This is a genomic window from Neisseria elongata subsp. elongata, from assembly GCF_900113545.1.
In the GTDB taxonomy this organism is placed as follows: domain Bacteria; phylum Pseudomonadota; class Gammaproteobacteria; order Burkholderiales; family Neisseriaceae; genus Neisseria; species Neisseria elongata.
The window spans coordinates 46,613-63,243 of sequence record NZ_FOPS01000007.1; the positions used below are offsets into that span (position 1 = coordinate 46,613).

16 protein-coding genes are annotated in these 16,631 nt (G+C 54.7%); 8 read left to right on the forward strand and 8 right to left on the reverse strand.

Annotated elements, in window-relative coordinates:
- Window positions 1–5: 5 nt before the first annotated feature.
- From BM261_RS07985 to BM261_RS08000, 4 genes are all read right to left on the reverse strand, one after another.
- Window positions 6–458 carry a YhcH/YjgK/YiaL family protein gene (locus BM261_RS07985; RefSeq protein WP_074897231.1) on the reverse strand — a complete coding sequence of 151 codons (453 nt, stop codon included), beginning with the start codon at window positions 456–458 and terminating at the stop codon, window positions 6–8.
- 44 nt (window positions 459–502) lie between these two features.
- On the reverse strand, window positions 503–1,171 hold the full coding sequence (locus BM261_RS07990; protein WP_074897233.1) for a DUF2625 domain-containing protein: 669 nt from the start codon (window positions 1,169–1,171) through the stop codon (window positions 503–505).
- 151 nt (window positions 1,172–1,322) lie between these two features.
- A complete protein-coding gene (leuD, locus tag BM261_RS07995) occupies window positions 1,323–1,964 on the reverse strand; it encodes a 3-isopropylmalate dehydratase small subunit (protein ID WP_074897235.1) in 642 nt (213 codons plus the stop codon).
- A gap of 81 nt (window positions 1,965–2,045) precedes the next feature.
- Window positions 2,046–2,231 (reverse strand): hypothetical protein, encoded by a 186-nt coding sequence (locus BM261_RS08000; protein WP_074897237.1) that lies wholly within the window; start codon window positions 2,229–2,231, stop codon window positions 2,046–2,048.
- A 508-nt stretch (window positions 2,232–2,739) separates the two neighbouring features.
- Here BM261_RS08000 and nrdA point away from each other — a divergent pair.
- The 8 genes from nrdA (at window position 2,740) to rplI (ending at window position 9,840) form a co-directional block, all read left to right on the forward strand.
- Window positions 2,740–5,019: a class 1a ribonucleoside-diphosphate reductase subunit alpha gene (gene nrdA / locus BM261_RS08005; RefSeq protein ID WP_074897239.1), complete on the forward strand. Its 2,280-nt coding sequence runs from the start codon at window positions 2,740–2,742 to the stop codon at window positions 5,017–5,019.
- Between the two features lie 201 nt (window positions 5,020–5,220).
- Window positions 5,221–6,738 (forward strand): Na+/H+ antiporter NhaC family protein, encoded by a 1,518-nt coding sequence (locus BM261_RS08010; protein ID WP_074897334.1) that lies wholly within the window; start codon window positions 5,221–5,223, stop codon window positions 6,736–6,738.
- Between the two features lie 106 nt (window positions 6,739–6,844).
- Entirely contained in the window at window positions 6,845–7,978 is a 1,134-nt protein-coding gene (gene nrdB, locus BM261_RS08015) for a class Ia ribonucleoside-diphosphate reductase subunit beta (protein WP_114910546.1), read from the forward strand.
- 85 nt (window positions 7,979–8,063) lie between these two features.
- Window positions 8,064–8,369, forward strand: a complete 306-nt coding sequence (gene yfaE, locus BM261_RS08020; RefSeq protein ID WP_074897243.1) for a class I ribonucleotide reductase maintenance protein YfaE — start codon at window positions 8,064–8,066, stop codon at window positions 8,367–8,369.
- Between the two features lie 103 nt (window positions 8,370–8,472).
- A complete protein-coding gene (gene rpsF, locus BM261_RS08025) occupies window positions 8,473–8,838 on the forward strand; it encodes a 30S ribosomal protein S6 (protein ID WP_003772196.1) in 366 nt (121 codons plus the stop codon).
- Complete coding sequence (locus tag BM261_RS08030; protein ID WP_070454150.1) at window positions 8,839–9,135, forward strand: primosomal replication protein N; 297 nt, start codon at window positions 8,839–8,841, stop codon at window positions 9,133–9,135.
- 5 nt (window positions 9,136–9,140) lie between these two features.
- Window positions 9,141–9,371: a 30S ribosomal protein S18 gene (rpsR, locus tag BM261_RS08035; RefSeq protein ID WP_002641495.1), complete on the forward strand. Its 231-nt coding sequence runs from the start codon at window positions 9,141–9,143 to the stop codon at window positions 9,369–9,371.
- Window positions 9,372–9,387: 16 nt separating this feature from the next.
- Window positions 9,388–9,840 (forward strand): 50S ribosomal protein L9, encoded by a 453-nt coding sequence (gene rplI, locus BM261_RS08040; protein WP_070454148.1) that lies wholly within the window; start codon window positions 9,388–9,390, stop codon window positions 9,838–9,840.
- A gap of 386 nt (window positions 9,841–10,226) precedes the next feature.
- On the opposite strand, the gene BM261_RS08045 is transcribed toward rplI, so the two are convergent.
- From BM261_RS08045 to glnD, 4 genes are all read right to left on the reverse strand, one after another.
- Entirely contained in the window at window positions 10,227–11,942 is a 1,716-nt protein-coding gene (locus tag BM261_RS08045) for a potassium/proton antiporter (protein ID WP_074897245.1), read from the reverse strand.
- Window positions 11,943–12,096: 154 nt separating this feature from the next.
- Window positions 12,097–12,519, reverse strand: a complete 423-nt coding sequence (locus BM261_RS08050; RefSeq protein WP_074897247.1) for a hypothetical protein — start codon at window positions 12,517–12,519, stop codon at window positions 12,097–12,099.
- 434 nt (window positions 12,520–12,953) lie between these two features.
- Window positions 12,954–13,907, reverse strand: a complete 954-nt coding sequence (locus BM261_RS08060; RefSeq protein ID WP_074897252.1) for a tetratricopeptide repeat protein — start codon at window positions 13,905–13,907, stop codon at window positions 12,954–12,956.
- Between the two features lie 80 nt (window positions 13,908–13,987).
- Window positions 13,988–16,549: a [protein-PII] uridylyltransferase gene (glnD, locus tag BM261_RS08065; RefSeq protein WP_074897336.1), complete on the reverse strand. Its 2,562-nt coding sequence runs from the start codon at window positions 16,547–16,549 to the stop codon at window positions 13,988–13,990.
- Window positions 16,550–16,631 lie beyond the last annotated feature (82 nt).

Here is a 16,631-nt window from a genome sequence, read left to right on the forward strand (position 1 = left end):
GCTCCTTATTCTGCAACACGGATTTTAAAGACAGCTTTGCGTATGGTTTTTTCTCCGCCCACCAGCGGGGCGTGCGCGTCGTTGGGAAAGAAGAGGGCGAACTCGCCCGGTTGGAGCGTGAGCCAGGTTTCCGGTTCGCAGTCGAAAAATTCGATGTCGCGCTTTTCGTCGTAGCCCAAACCGTTTTTCAGACGGCCCCTGTCTATCCAACCGTAGGTTTCTTCCCCGCTGATGGGGACTTGGATGTCGATGTGTTTCAAATGCGCTTCGGGCTTTGCCTCGGCTTTGCTCCTCATCGGTTCGCTGCCGATAAAGAGACGGATATTGGGGTTTGCGCACGGCACTTGACCGTCGGGCAGGGCGGCGAAATCCAGCGTTTGCAGTAGGTGGACGGCATCGGCAAAGTCGGGGTGCAGTGCGGCGTAGCGGGCGGCGTTGGGGATGGTGTCGGTAATCATGTTTTGAAGGATGAGACGAAAAAAGGTCGTCTGAAAAGCATTTCTTACAAGATGGTTTTTTGTAAATCTAAAGTGAAAGCATAATGTTCGGCAATGGCGATAGGCTTGCGGCTGACTTGGTTGATGTCGCCACCTTCTTCTGTACATAAAAATGGAAAGAACGTATAAACATTGTCGCCACTCAAATCGCGGATTTCTTCGCGCCAATTCTGCCAGCGTAGGTTTTCATAATACATTTGTAGGTCGCCTACTAATGCCCAATGCAAGAAATCGCCATAGCCTTTTTCGCAATCTTCCCATTCGAGCGTATCCGGCGGGAGGTAGAAAACATTGCCGGGTATCCCGTCCAATCCGCCGCCGTTTAGGGCGAAGTAGCCGCCTGCGGCATCGTCGGCAATCAGATAATAAGGCGCGGGCGCGGCAGGTTCGGCTTGGGTGCGGCTGATGTTCCAGCTTCCCAGTCCGCGAGGCAGTTTTGCACTGCCGGAACCCAGTATCCGCAACCAGCCGTGGTCGATCAGGATGCCGCCGGTTTCATAAACGACCGCGCCCATAAATGAACGTGTTGTTACTTGGGTCTTGACGAGTTCTGCTTCTGCGGCGGCAGAGTCGCGCGGCAGGATTTCCACGGGATTAGCAGCTTCGGCAAGCCACTCTTGAATCAGCGGCCATGCGGGGTCGGTGGTATTGATGAGGTCAGATAATGTTTTCATTATTGTTCCTTTCTATCAAGATTCTGTTATTGCAAGGAGTTTGCGATATTGTCAGTATGGCTTGTATTTTAATCTTGGATTTTTTATGTTTGGGTTTGTTATAAAGGCCGTCTGAAAACTGTTGGATGGTTTTCAGACGGCCTTTTGTTTATTAACCGTTAAACAGCCAAGGCTGGCTTTGGCGGCGTTTTTCTTCGAAATCGCGGATTTCGTCCGCATGCTGCAAGGTTAGGCCGATTTCGTCCAAGCCGTTTAAGAGGCAGTGTTTGCGGTGTTCGGTAATGTCGAATTTGAACGTTTCGCCGCTCGGGGTGGTCAGGGTTTGCTCGGCAAGGTCGATGGAGAGCTGATAGCCTTCGTTGGCTTCGACTTCTTTGAAGAGATGGTCGACTTGTTCTTCAGTCAACACAATGGGCAGGAGGCCGTTTTTGTAGCAGTTGTTGAAGAAGATGTCGGCAAAGCTGGGGGCGATGACGGCGCGGAAGCCGTAGTCGTCCAATGCCCAAGGGGCGTGTTCGCGCGAGGATCCGCAGCCGAAATTTTTGCGTGCCAGCAGGATTTGTGCGCCTTGGTAACGCGGCTGGTTCAGCGAAAAATCGGGGTTCAGCGGGCGTTTGCTGTTGTCCATGCCCGGTTCGCCGTGGTCGAGATAACGCCATTCGTCAAAGGCGTTGGGGCCGAAGCCGCTTCGTTTGATGGATTTTAAAAATTGTTTGGGGATGATGGCGTCGGTATCGACGTTCACGCGGTCGAGGGGGGCGACAAGGGCGGTAAGCTGGGTAAAGGATTTCATAGCGGTTTGTATTGTGGTCGGAGGTTGGAAAAGGCCGTCTGAAAACTTCGGTGTCGGTTTTCAGACGGCCTTTCGGGTTAATTATTCGGTGGCGTTTTCAATTTTTTCGCCGACATGGGTAATGCCGCGGCCGACGGCATTTCCGCCTTCTTTTACGGCCTCTTTCGTGCGGCTGACGTTGTGGGAGGTGTCTTGCTTTACACCGCTCCAAGTGCTGGAACAGGCAGCCAAAGCCAGTGCGGCGGTTAGAATAAGCAGTTTTTTCATAATCGTTTCCTTTGTTTAATGAGTTCAATGAAAGACACAGGCGGTTGCCCGTGTGCCGCCATTATTACGGATTTGGTAGTCCGTTTCGGCTTTCGGACGGTATTTTAATGTTTTTTTACATTATCGTGTAGAGTGGCAGGCCGGATAGAGCCGGAATGGGAAAGAAATAGGGGGGGTGGGCTGATATATTTGAATTCAATGATTTTTTGTAGTTTGAGGCCGTCTGAAAGGGCTACTTTCCATCATTTTATGGTACTGCTGTTGCATATATGCCCCTGCATTATACGGTCATTACAAACTTTAACGTATTCGGTTGGGCAGGCAGGGCGGAGGCATGCATTCATGTGCAGCGTCGATTAGGCGGAAATCTACGCCGTTCGGAGGGGCTTCTCTAAGCCGTATGCCGGTATTTTGTCAAGCTGTCGGCGGTGTGCAAAATACGATATATTGTAGTTCGAGAGAATAAACCATACTACATCTAGTATTTTGATTGTTGGAAGGGTAACGCATGAATGCCGCTGCAAGCATTAAAGTAACCAAGCGCGACGGACGTTTGGAAAATATCGACTTAGACAAAATCCACCGCGTCGTTACTTGGGCGGCGGAAGGCTTGAAAAACGTTTCCGTATCGCAGGTCGAGCTCAAATCGCACATCCAGTTTTACAACGGCATCCGCACCGACGACATCCACGAAACCATCATCAAGGCGGCTGCCGACCTGATTTCGCAGGATACGCCCGATTATCAATATCTCGCCGCGCGTCTGGCGATTTTCCACCTGCGCAAAATCGCTTACGGCGAGTTCGAACCGCCGCATCTCTTCGACCACGTTAAAAAACTTACTGATGCGGGCAAATACGATCGCCACATCATCGAAGATTACAGCCGCGAAGAGTTTGACGAGCTGAACGCCTATATCGACCACAGCCGCGACATGACCTTCTCGTATGCCGCCGTGAAGCAGCTCGAAGGTAAATATCTGGTGCAGAACCGCGTTACCCGCCAGATTTATGAAACGCCACAGTTTTTATACATTTTGGTGGCGATGTGTCTCTTCAGCAAATACCCGAAAGAGACGCGCTTGGACTACGTCAAACGCTTTTACGATGCCGTTTCCACATTCAAAGTATCGCTGCCAACCCCGATTATGAGCGGCGTGCGTACGCCTACGCGCCAGTTCTCAAGCTGCGTATTGATTGAATGCGACGACAGTCTGGATTCCATCAACGCCACCACCAGTGCGATTGTGAAATACGTTTCCCAACGCGCGGGCATCGGCATCAACGCCGGACGTATTCGCGGTTTAGGCAGCGAAATCCGCGGCGGCGAAGCGCAACATACCGGCTGCATCCCGTTTTTTAAAATGTTCCAAGCAGCGGTTAAATCCTGCTCGCAAGGCGGTGTGCGCGGCGGCGCGGCAACTTTGTTCTACCCTTTGTGGCACATCGAAGCCGAAAGCCTGTTGGTATTGAAAAACAACCGCGGCGTAGAAGACAACCGCATCCGCCAGCTGGATTACGGCGTGCAGATCAACCGCCTGCTGTACACCCGCCTGATTAAAGGCGGCAATATCACGCTGTTCTCGCCCAACGAAGTCCCCGGCCTGTACGACGCGTTCTTTGCCGACCAGGATGAATTCGAGCGTCTTTACACGAAATACGAGCAAGACCTGAACATCCGCAAGCGTACCTTGTCGGCTACCGATTTGTTCTCCACGCTGATGCAGGAACGCGCCGGAACGGGACGCATCTACATCCAAAACGTTGACCATTGCAACACGCACAGCCCGTTTGACCCGCGCGTCGCCCCCGTTCACCAGTCCAACTTGTGCATGGAAATCGCCCTGCCGACCAAACCGCTGGACAATATTAACGACCCGAACGGCGAAATCGCCCTGTGTACCCTGTCTGCCTTCAACTTGGGCGCATTAAACAGCTTAGACGAGCTGGAAGGGCTTGCTGATTTGACCGTGCGCGCACTTGATGCCTTGCTGGATTATCAAGACTATCCGGTCGAAGCCGCCCGCACCGCGACCATGAACCGCCGCACGCTCGGCATCGGCGTCATCAACTACGCCTACTATCTGGCGAAAAACGGCGTCCGTTACAGCGACGATTCCGCGCTCGGCCTGACCCACCGCACCTTTGAAGCCATGCAGTATTACCTGCTCAAAGCATCGGTGAACCTCGCCAAAGAATACGGTGCATGTCCGCTGTTCAACCAAACCGTTTATTCGCAAGGCAAACTGCCCATCGACACCTACAAAAAAGACTTGGATGCCGTGTGCAGCGAACCGCTGTTGTGCGACTGGGAAAGCCTGCGCGCCGACATCGTTAAATACGGTCTGCGCAACTCCACCCTGACCGCACTCATGCCGTCTGAAACCAGTTCGCAAATCGCCAACGCCACCAACGGCATCGAGCCGCCGCGCGGATTGGTAACGGTCAAAGCATCGAAAGACGGTATTTTGAAACAAGTCGTGCCCGAATTTGAAATTCTGAAAGACGCCTACGAAACCCTATGGCAGCTTCCGGGCAACGAAGGCTACTTGAAACTTGTCGGCGTGATGCAGAAATTCGTCGATCAGGCAATTTCCGCCAACACCGCCTACGACCCGGGCAAATTCGAAGGCAACAAAGTTTCCATGAAACAAATGCTCAAAGACCTGCTGACCGCCTACAAATACGGCGTCAAAACCCTGTACTACCACAACACCCGCGACGGCGCGGACGATACGCAGACTGATATTCAGGATGACGGCTGCACGGGCGGGGCTTGTAAGATTTGATGAAGGGGGGAGTTTTCAGACGGCCTTACTGCTCGTAAAGGCCGTCTGAAAATTTCTCCGCTTTAACTCTTCTTTACACATAAACGGCAATTAACGATACAATGGCGGCCTTTCAGCCGCCTAAACGTTGCGGCTCCGTACCGACTGCTGCGGCTGAGTTTGCGCCGTCGCCCGATTAACCAACTTTTTGGGAGAATCATCATACAACTCCTGGACTACACACACTCCTATTGGTCAGTCGTGCCGCCGTTTCTTGCGTTGGCATTGGCTGTGATTACCCGCCGCGTATTGTTGTCGTTGGGCATAGGCATTATCGTTGGTGCGCTGATGCTGACGGGCGGCAATCCGCTTGACGGCCTGTTGCACCTGAAAGACATTACGGTGTCGTTGGTATATGCCGATGGCGCGTTTGACTGGGGTAAAACGAAAATCCTGCTGTTTTTGCTCCTGCTTGGCGTATTTACGTCGTTGCTGACTTTTTCCGGCAGCAATCAGGCTTTTGCCGAGTGGGCGCAACGGCGCATAAAATCGCGGCGCGGTGCAAAAATGCTGACCGCTTGTTTGGTATTCGTTACCTTTATCGACGATTACTTCCATAGTTTGGCCGTCGGCGCGATTGCGCGCCCCGTTACCGACAAATTCCGTGTTTCCCGCGCAAAACTGGCTTATATTCTCGATTCTACCGCCGCACCGATGTGCGTGCTGATGCCGGTTTCAAGTTGGGGGGCGTCGATTATTGCCACTTTGTCGGGCTTGCTGGTGATGTACAATATCGACGGATATACGCCGATGGGTATTTTCACCGCGATGAGCCTGATGAATTATTACGCCCTGTTTGCGTTGCTGATGGTGTTTGTTACGGCGTGGTTTTCTTATGACATCGGTTCGATGGCCCGTTTCGAGCGCAATGCTTTAAAAGAGGATGCGCATACCTATGCACCGTCGGCAAACGGGCAGGCAGGCCGTGTTTATGCCCTGATTGTGCCGGTTTTGGTGTTGATTTGCGCAACGGTTTCCGCCATGCTTTACACCGGCAGCCGCGAATTGGAAACCTTCAGCCTGTTGGGTGCGTTTGAGAAAACCGATGTCAATACGTCGCTGGTAGTCGGCGGCAGTTCGGGTGTGTTGGCGGTATTGCTTTGCACCGTCGGCACGATACGCAAAAGTGATTACGGCACGGCGGTGTGGCGAGGTCTGAAATCAATGTTCGGTGCCATCACCATTCTGATTTTGGCGTGGTTGATCAGTATCGTGGTCGGCCAAATGCATACCGGCGATTATCTGTCTACGCTGGTTGCCGGCAACATCCATCCCGGCCTGCTGCCGCTGATTTTGTTTGCACTTGGCTGCATTATGGCCTTTGCCACCGGCACGAGCTGGGGGACGTTCGGTATTATGTTGCCGATTGCTGCGGCAATGGCGGTAAAAGTTGATGCTGCGTTAATTGTGCCGTGCATGTCGGCTGTGATGGCCGGCGCAGTATGCGGCGACCACTGTTCGCCGATTTCAGATACCACCATTCTGTCGTCCACCGGTGCGCAGTGTAACCATATGGACCACGTTACCACCCAGCTGCCATATGCATTGGCGGTTGCCGGTGCGGCCGGTGTCGGCTATCTGGTGCTCGGTTTCAGCCGCCAGCCGCTGCTGGGATTTGCCGCGACCGGCGTTGTGTTGGCCATGCTGTTCTGGTTGTTGAAAAAACCTTCCGATCATTAAGCCTGAAACTGCAATCATCATCCTTTTCAGACGGCCTCGATGTTGAAGGCCGTCTGAAAAACCGTTTTACAGAGAGAATAACGCCATGTCCTGTGAACACTTGACCATGTCTTACAGTACCTTCCCGAAAATCAAAAACGACGCGCTTAAAGAGCCCATGTTTTTCGGTCAGCCGGTGAATGTCGCCCGTTATGACCAGCAGAAATACGAAGTATTTGAAAAACTGATTGAAAAACAACTGTCGTTTTTCTGGCGGCCGGAAGAAATCGACGTGTCGCGCGACCGTATCGACTACGCCAACCTGCCCGAACACGAAAAACACATTTTCATCAGCAATCTGAAATACCAAACCCTGCTCGACTCCATCCAAGGTCGTAGTCCGAACGTTGCCTTGCTGCCTTTGGTGTCGATTCCCGAACTGGAAACTTGGATTGAAACGTGGAGCTTCAGCGAAACCATCCACTCGCGCAGCTATACCCACATTATCCGCAATATCGTCAATGATCCATCGGTCGTGTTCGACGACATCGTGCAGAACGAATATATCATCGCCCGCGCCGAAGACATCGCTTGTTATTACGATGATTTAATCGAATACACCCAGTATTACAACCTGTTGGGCGAAGGGACGCACAATGTCGGCGGCAAGCTCGTTAACGTGTCTTTGCGCGAGTTGAAGAAAAAACTCTATCTCTGCCTGATGTGCGTCAACGTGTTGGAAGCCATCCGTTTTTACGTTTCATTCGCCTGCTCGTTTGCTTTTGCCGAGCGCGAGTTGATGGAAGGCAACGCCAAAATCATCAAACTGATTGCCCGCGACGAAGCCCTGCACTTGACCAGCACCCAGCATATGCTCAACCTGATGCGCGCCGGTTCAGACGACCCTGAAATGGCGGAAATCGCCGTCGAATTACAGGACGAATGTTTCAAACTCTTCAAAAAAGCGGCGGAGCAGGAAAAAGAATGGGCTGCCTATCTGTTTAAAAACGGTTCGATGATTGGTCTGAACAAGGAAATTCTGGCGCAATACGTCGAATATATTACCAACCTGCGTATGCAGGCGGTCGGCTTGCCTGCCGGATTTGAAGGCGCCACCCAAAACCCGATTCCGTGGATTAACGCGTGGCTGTCGTCCGACAACGTACAGGTCGCGCCGCAGGAAGTGGAAATTTCTTCTTATTTAATCGGTCAGATCGATTCGGAAGTCAGCGCGGACGATTTGGGCGATTTCGAACTGTAATCGGGCTTTGCGGCTTTTCTGTGGTTTCATGGTCTTTGAGGCCGTCTGAAAACTTTCAGACGGCCTTTCGTTCCCAAATAACGATATGGCACTCATCAGCACACACGACAAAACCTTCGAGCTTCAAGAGGGCGAAACCTTATTGGAGGGCTTGGAGCGCACCGGCCACGAGGTCGAATACCAGTGCCGCAGCGGCTATTGCGGTTCCTGCCGCGTCAAAATATTAGACGGCAGGGTGTCTTACGACGATTTCCCGCTGGCGTTTGTCGCGCCCGGCGAGATTCTGCCGTGTTGCTGTCGCGTGAATGAGGATATTAAGGTCGATTGCCGCGCGAGAATGAGCGAACCGGATTTGTTTGCAGGCGATTTGTTCGGCAATATAGGCAGTTAGCCCCTTGCGCAAACCACGTCCGGCAGCTATAATGCCGCGTTTTGCAACCTTGTCTGCCGCAATCGCATGGCGGCAGGCTGTCTTTAAACCGTAAGGAGATAACATGCGTCATTACGAGATCGTGTTTATCGTTCACCCTGATCAAAGCGAGCAAGTACCCGCTATGGTTGAACGCTACAAAGCACTGGTAACCGAAAACAACGGTAAAATCCACCGTTTGGAAGACTGGGGCCGCCGCCAGTTGGCATACCCCATCAACAAAATTCATAAAGCACATTATGTTCTGATGAACATTGAAGCCACTCCGGCCGTTATCGAAGAATTGGAGACTGGTTTCCGTTTCAATGATGCCGTACTGCGTCATCTGACTATTCAGACCAAACATGCAGTTACCGACGCTTCTCCGATGATGAAAGAAGAGAAGTCCAAAAACCTGTTGAAACAACAGCAAGAAACTGCCGAAGCATAATTGGACAACTCCCTGACCCTTACCGCCCGTATCGAAAAATGCGGCATCATCCGTTATACGCCCGCAGGCGTGCCTGTGTTGGATTTAATGCTGAAGCATGAATCTTGGCAAAATGAGAACGGTGAAAAATGTCTGGCAAAGCTTGAAATAGCGGCCAGGATAGTCGGTAAGGAGGCTTTGGTTTGGCAGGGTCGGCAGGATTGGGCCGTACAGGTCAGCGGTTTTTTAGCCGCAGCCGGCCTGCGTTATCCAAAGCCGATACTGCGGATACAGAACATTCAAGAATATAAAGGTTAAACGACATGGCTCGTCAAACATTCAAACGTAGAAAATTCTGCCGTTTTACGGCTGAAAAAATCCAAGAAGTGGATTACAAACAAGTTGATTTGCTGAAAGATTTCATTACTGAAAACGGCAAAATCATTCCCGCCCGCATCACCGGAACCAAAGCGCACTACCAACGCCAACTGGCTGTTGCCGTAAAACGCGCGCGTTTCTTGGCGTTGCTGCCTTATACCGACCAACACAAATAATTTTGGAGCGTAGATCATGCAAATTATTCTGTTAGAAAAAATTGGTGGTTTGGGCAACTTGGGCGATATCGTAACCGTGAAAAACGGCTACGCCCGCAACTTCCTCATCCCGCAAGGTAAAGCCAAACGCGCAACAGAGGCCAATAAAGCCGAATTCGAAGCACGCCGTGCCGAATTGGAAGCCCGTCAGGCTGAAATCCTTGCCGATGCTTTGGCCCGTAAAGAGAAATTGGACGGACAAGTCATCACTGTGGCCCAAAAAGCCGGCGTGGATGGCCGTCTGTTCGGTTCCGTTACCAATGCCGACATTGCTTCAGCCATTGTGGCAAGCGGCATCAAAGCAGAGAAAGCCAATGTTCGCTTGCCGGAAGGCCCGTTTAAAGCCATTGGTGAATACGAAGTGGAAATTGCATTGCACAGCGATGCAGTAGCAAAAGTTACCGTAGCAGTAGTTGCCGCTGCCGAGTAATACTGTTTATTAAAAGAACACCGCATCAAATTATGATGCGGTTTTTTTATTTTCAGTCTTAGAATTTTAAATTGCAGGATTGAGTTTGGATTTTTACTGCAGTAAACCAGCTTGATTCCGGATATTAAGTTGGGAAAGCATAAACATCACAAATCATCATTTTCGTAAGATTGGGCAGTCCTGTCGTGTGAGAAATTTGGCTTTTGATGGCTGATAGCCATGGATAAATAGACCGTTTAAATGTTCACGTTGAATTTCTGCCTGATTGGGGAACATAATGGTTCAAATAAATGATTTTCCCAAATTCATGTTTTTCCAAATTTATATTTTTCATCTGTTTGATTGATACCTTGCCGGTTTTGGACAACTCACGGTATGACAATGCCTCAATCCGGAATTCTCAAGCCCAGCTGGCGAATCTGGGCTTTATTGTCTAATTCTTTCACTGTGATTTTAAAGCCGTTCAAATCGATGCAGTCGCCTGCGACGGGCATATCGCCGAAACGCCGTCTAAACAGTTCGTCCAGGCGGAGGTTGCGTTCGTGTTCGTCCACGGGCAGGCTGTAGGCTTCGGCAAGGTCGCCGACAATGGCTTCGGGGTTCAGGTTGAATGCGCCGAAGAAGGTTTGTTCGCCGTGGTTGTTGCCGGCAAATTGCTGGGCGAAGTCATCGCCCAGCTGTTCGTCGAGGATGAACCATACGATGTCGCCTGCCTTCATCTGGGTGCTGGGCAGGACGGCTATGTTTTCGCCGTTGCGGAGCAGGGCAAAGATGCGGCCGTCTGAAAACCTGTCGCGCGTCATGGCGGACGGGTGGCTGTCTTCCGCGTCGGAATTTGCCTCAACTTTGAACGATTGTAGGGATACGGCCAGTTTGTCGGCCAACCAAATTTCTCGTTGCGACAGCGGTTCCGGCTTGGGCGGTAAATCGACTTTCAGCAGGCGGGCGAAAAACGGGATGGTTGCGCCTTGAATCAGCAGTGAGAGGATGACGACGGCGAAGGCGACGTCGAACAGCATCAGGGAGCCGGGCACGTCCATCATCACGGGTGTGATGGCAAGGGTAATCGGTACGGCGCCGCGCAGTCCGACCCAGCTGATGTAGGCCACTTCGCGCGAACGGTAGCTGAAAAACTTGAGCGAAGTCCAGACGGCTAGGGGGCGGGCGGCGAAGATGAGGAAGGCGGCGATGACGACGGCTTTGGGGCCGGTTTCAATCAGTCTGGCGGGGCTGACCAGCAGGCCGAGGACGAGGAACATCGATGCCTGGGCCAGCCAGGCCAGGCCGTCCATCACATTCAAAACGTGTTCGGTGGAGCTGTTGCGCGAGTTGCCGATGAACACGCCTGCCAAGTAAACCGCCAGAAAGCCGCTGCCGCCGAGCAGGTTGGTAACGGCGAACACCAGCAGGCCGCCCGAGGCGATTAAGATGGCGTACAGCCCTTCGGCCAGGCTGATGCGTTCCAATATTTTCGCCAGTAATTTGCCTGCCGCATAGCCGGAAAACAGTCCCAGTCCGAGCTGGGTGGCCAGCAGTGTCAGCATGGAGGCGGAATCGGTTTCGGCAGGGTTCATGATGAGGCCGATAAAGGCACTGACCAGCAGGATGGCCATCGGATCGTTGCAGCCGCTTTCTAACTCCAAAGTAGCGGAAATACGCGAATTGAGGCGCACGCCGCTGCTGCGCAACAGCGAGAAAACCGCTGCCGCATCGGTCGAGCCGACAATGGCGGCCATCAATACGCCCAATTTCCAGTCGATGCCGAGAAAGAAGGTGGTAAAGACGCCGAGCAGGGCGACGGTGGCAATTACGCCCCAGCTGGCTAAAACGGCGGCGGGTTTGAGGGCGATGCGGAAACTGTTGAATTTGGTACGCAGGCCGCCGTCGAGCAGGATGATGGCCAAGGCGAGTTGGCCGACCATGTTGGCAAAGGCGAAGTTGTCGAATTTGATGCCGCCCACCCCTTCATCGCCCGCCAACATGCCGACGATAAGGAAAACCAGCAACAGGGGCATGCCGAAACGAGAGGAAATACGCGATGCGATGACGCTGATGAACAACAGCAGGGCGATGATGAGGAAGAAAGTGTTGAGCGAGTCCAAAGCGGCCGGCTTTCTTAAAAATGGATGATGGAAGATACGGAAAAACCGACGGATTTTATCATAGAACGCCGTGTTTCCCGCTGTTTGGCCGTCTGAAAACGGCGGCTGGGCGGTGATTGCGTATCGGGTGAAAGCGGTGTTTCAGACGGTCTCTTCAGCCGTAATTTTCGCCGAATCCGATTTCCGGTATGAAGGCTGCAAACCGGCGAAAGGCCTCTTCCTCGGCAAACAGCCATTCGCAATAGCCGAAATCGTAACCGGTCTTCGCCAGCCAGCGGGCGCGCCAACGTCCGTTGTGGCAATGCGGCAGCGGTTCGAAGCAAGAGGGATATTCAGATTGCTGCTGGAGGCATTCGCCGAAACACTCGCCAAATGTCAGCCAGCACCAGCGTTCGGCAAAATCGAGCTGCGGGTAGAACAGCTTTACCACCAGACTGTAAGGCAGCCGCTGCCGCCATGTATCTCGTTCTGCCTCCGCTTCGGGCCATTGTACGGGCGGCAGGCACTCGCGCAGGTAGTCGGCAAATTCAACCACGCTCACGGCATTGTGGCGTGCAAAATTGGAAATATCGCTCATTGTTTATCTTTTGGGGGCGGGATGATTTTTCAGACGGCCTCACGGTTTGAGTGTTGTATATATTCCCCCAATAGCACGGATGGGATGTGAAGCGGACATGCGTTATTCGGTTTTCAGACGGCCTCAATATTGTTACCCAAGGCCGTCTGAAAGTAGTTCGGCGGGATTGGAGCAGTTTGGGCAAACGGACGGTGCGATTCGGCTGGATATTGCGGCAGGTCGGCCTTTATGCGGACAGGGCGGATGTTTCCCTTCGGCAAACTTTTAGGCCTGCCGTTTATGCGTTTGTCCGGCAGACGTGCGGACTGTTTGCCCCACATGGTTGATTTGGCGGCTAAATGTCTTTTCAGACGGCCTCGGTCTATGGAGGCCGTCTGAAAACTTTGGGGTTTCGGGTTTAAGCGGACGGCGGTATGCCGCGGCGTTTCGCGTGCCTATTCGTCGTCTTCATCGTAGTTTTTCCACCAGATGCCGCTTTCGGGATGCCGAGGCAGGGGGTAATCCTGCGGGACGATTTCCCAAACCGCCCGGCCGTCTGCCTGTGCCGCCCAGTCATCCAGCAGTGCTTGTGCGTCGGCCAAACTTCGGGCGGCGATGCCGAAGCTGCGTTCGGCCTGCCATGCGCCCGGTTCGGCAGATGCGTGATGTTCGTGATTGTGCGGCGTGCCGTAGCTGCAGCGCAGGCAGATGAAGCTGATGCTGCTTGTCCAATCTTCGGTGTAGGTGTCGGTGTGCAGCGATTGTTCGGACAGTGCGTGAGAGTCGGCTTCAGACGGGCATCGTACGAAAGCGGCGTAGGTTTGGCGGGGCGACTGCCGCCAACGTTCCAATGCGTTGAATACCAAGACTTCGCCGCCTTGGCCGTCGGCGCGCCTGCCGGTGGATGCGCCGTCGTGCAGTACGATGTCGCCCATGCGGTAGCCGCTTTCTGGCAGGGGGACGTTGATGATGCGGGAGCGGCAGGGGTCGATTCGGCGGGCATAGACGCACTCGCCGCCTGCCCAAGGATTCAGCCGTAATACGGCGGTGCCGAAATCGGCTTCGATTTCGCCTTCGTCTTCGGGCAGGGGGATGCTGCAGGCCGCCCACAGTTGCCGCGCTGTCTGCCAGTCGTGCAGGGCGGTGGCGGCGATGGCGGCATTCCAATGGGCGGCTTCGTCAAACTCGGGGGCGCAGGCGATGGCGGCGAGGTTGGCTTGCAGCGACAATGCCCAGTCCATGCGGTATTTGGCGGCAAGTCCGAGCATGTAGCGGTATTGGGCATTGTCGGGATGCGCTTTGGCCAGTTGGGCGAATTTGTCGGCGGCGGTTTGCAGGTCGCCCGCATCGAAGGCCAGGTAGGCTTGGTTGTGCAGTTTTTTGTGTTGGCGGTGGTTTTTTCGGAACATGTTTTTTTATCGGGCAGGGCGGGTTGGAAACGTCGGTTTGCTGAGTTGCTTTGTATTTGTATCGGTGCCGTACGGTGTTTTCAGACGGCCAATACGGCGGACAGGTCTTTTTTCAGGGCGACTTGGCGGTTGGGGTCGGCCAGGCCGGGGCTGTAAAGTAAGAAGCTGTCTTCCACGCGGTCGTCCGTGGTGCTGATTTGGGCATAGCGCAGGCTGATGCCGTGGCGGTTGAACACTTCGGCGGCATTGGCGAGCAGGTAGGGGCGGTTTACTGCAATCAGGCTCAGGGTAAACCAGCCGGGCTGTTCTTCTTCGGCGCGGATTTCGACAACCGGCACAATCGGCTGGTGGCGGGCGCGGCGGCTGCGGATGCCGTCTGAAAACGAGCCGTTGCGGATTTTGCCGTGCAGGAAGTCTTGCAGTTCCGCCGACAGGGCGTTTTCTATCCGCTGCCGGTCGGTATCGGTGCTGCCTTCGGGCGGCCGGACGGCGAAGGTGTCGAGGACGTAGTCATGGGCGGTGATGAAGGCGCGTGCGGCGGCGATGTCGAGGTTGTGGCGGCTGAAAATGCGGCAGAGGTTGGCAAACAGGCGGTCGGCATTGGGTAGGTAAACCATGACTTGCAGCATATTGCCGTTGGCCGGATGCGGGCGGATGCGGGCGCAGGCCTGTTCGGGATGGTGAACCAGATGGGCGGTGTGCCAGAGGATTTCGCTTTCCTGATGGTGGACGAAATAGGCCGCGCCGAGTGCCTGCCACAGTCTGCGCTGTTCTTTTTCGCCGATGCCGGCGGCGGTGAGGGCGGCGATGGCGGCGGCCTGTCGGCGGCCGGTAACGGCGGCGCGGCTGTCGGAGTTGCCGTTGAAACGGCGGGAGGCCGTCTGAAAGAGGTTTTCCAGCAGTCCGGCTTTCCATGAATTCCAGATTTTCGGGTTGGTGCCGCGTATGTCGGCGACGGTGAGGAGGTAGAGGGCGGACAGGCGTTCCGTGTTGCCGACGCGGCGGCAGAAGCGGGCGACGACGTCGGGGTCTTGGATGTCTTCCTTTTGCGCGGTCATCGACATCAGCAGGTGGTTTTCCACCAGCCAGCAGAGCATTTCGCCGTCTTCTTCAGGCAGGAAGTGGTCGGCGGCGAAGCGGCGCGCGTCGGCCACGCCTTGTACGGCATGGTCGCCGCCGCGCCCTTTGGCGATGTCGTGGAAGAGGGCGGCAAGGTAGAGCAGGTATTTTTTGTCGAAGGCGTTCATGACGGTGGAGGCGAAGGGCAGTTCGTGCACGTGCTGTTCCATTGCCAGGCGGCGCATGTTCCGCAGGACGGTGAGAATGTGGTCGTCCACGGGGTAGATGTGGAACAGGTCGTGTTGCAGCAGGCCGACGATTTTGTTCCATTCGGGCAGGTAGCGGCCGAGTACGCCGTAGAGGTTGAGGAAGCGCATGGTGCGGGTCAGGCCGCGCCCGTGTCGGAAAAAGCCGATAAAGCGGCGGCGGTTGGCTTCGTTTTCGTAGAAGGCGCAGTTGATTTTCCGCGCCGCCGCCCACCAGGCGCGCAGGGTTTTCGGTGCGATGGCGGTCAGGTCGCTGTGCCGCTGCAGCAGTTTGATGATGATGAAAATGTGTTCGGGCTGTTGCTTGAACAGGTTTTTGTCGCGGACGGCGATTTGGTTGCCGATTTGGTAATAGTGGCGGTCGATGGCCCGTTCCACGCGCGGCAGCGGCGTGTACACGCGCCCGCTCAACATCGGCAGGATGATGCCGTTGAGCTGTTTGACCGCCTTGGCCGCGCGGTAGAAGCGGTGCATCAGTTTTTCGCTTTTCAGACGGCCTCCTTCGCCGTCGGGCAGGATGTTTTCCGCCAAACGGGTTTGCAGGTCGAATATCAGGCGGTCTTCTTCGCGGCCGGCGGCCAGGTGCAGGTCGATGCGGATGGCGGCCAGTTCGCGGTGGCTGTTGGCGAGGATGCCGGCTTCGGTGCGGGTGAGGATGCGTTGGCGGATAAGTGCGTCAAAACCGGCATCGATGCCTTGCGCCTTGGCCAGCCAGAGCATGGTGTGGATGTCGCGCAGGCCGCCGGGACAGGTTTTGACGTTCGGTTCGAGCAGCGCGCCGGAGCCTTGCTGTTTGTCGTGCCGCTGCTGCATTTCGAGCAGTTTGCCTTCGATAAAGGCGGCGGGGTGGCGTTGGGCGTTTAAAGTTTGGATGAATTGTCCGGCCAAAGCGGCGTTGCCGCATAAAAAACGGGCTTCGAGAAAGGCCGTGTCGGCCGTCAGGTCTTGGCGCGCGCTTTCGCACAGTTCCGCCGCCGTGCCTGCTTTCAGGGACGGCGCAAGGCCAAGGTCCCACAGGGTTTGCACCAGCCCGGCCATCCGCTCTTCTTCACCGGCATCGAGCGGGGCGGCGGATACCAGTGTCAAATCGGTATCGGAATAGGGATACACTTCGCCGCGCCCGTAGCCGCCGACGGCCAGCAGGCAGAAGCGGCCGTCATCGAAAAACGACGGCCATAATTCGGCCAGCGTGCGGTCGATTGTCCGGCAGTATTGCTGGAAAAAGAGGTTGGGGCGGCGGTTGGCGAGATAGCGTTCGGCGGCCTGCTGTTTCTGCTGTTGCAGGCGGCGGGCGAGGGCGGGGATATCGGCTTGCATGGCGGGTACGGCGGAAAAGGGAAAGCGGGAATTGTGCCGTGCGCGGCGGCAAAGCACAAGGCGGATGAGGCCGTCTGAAAAC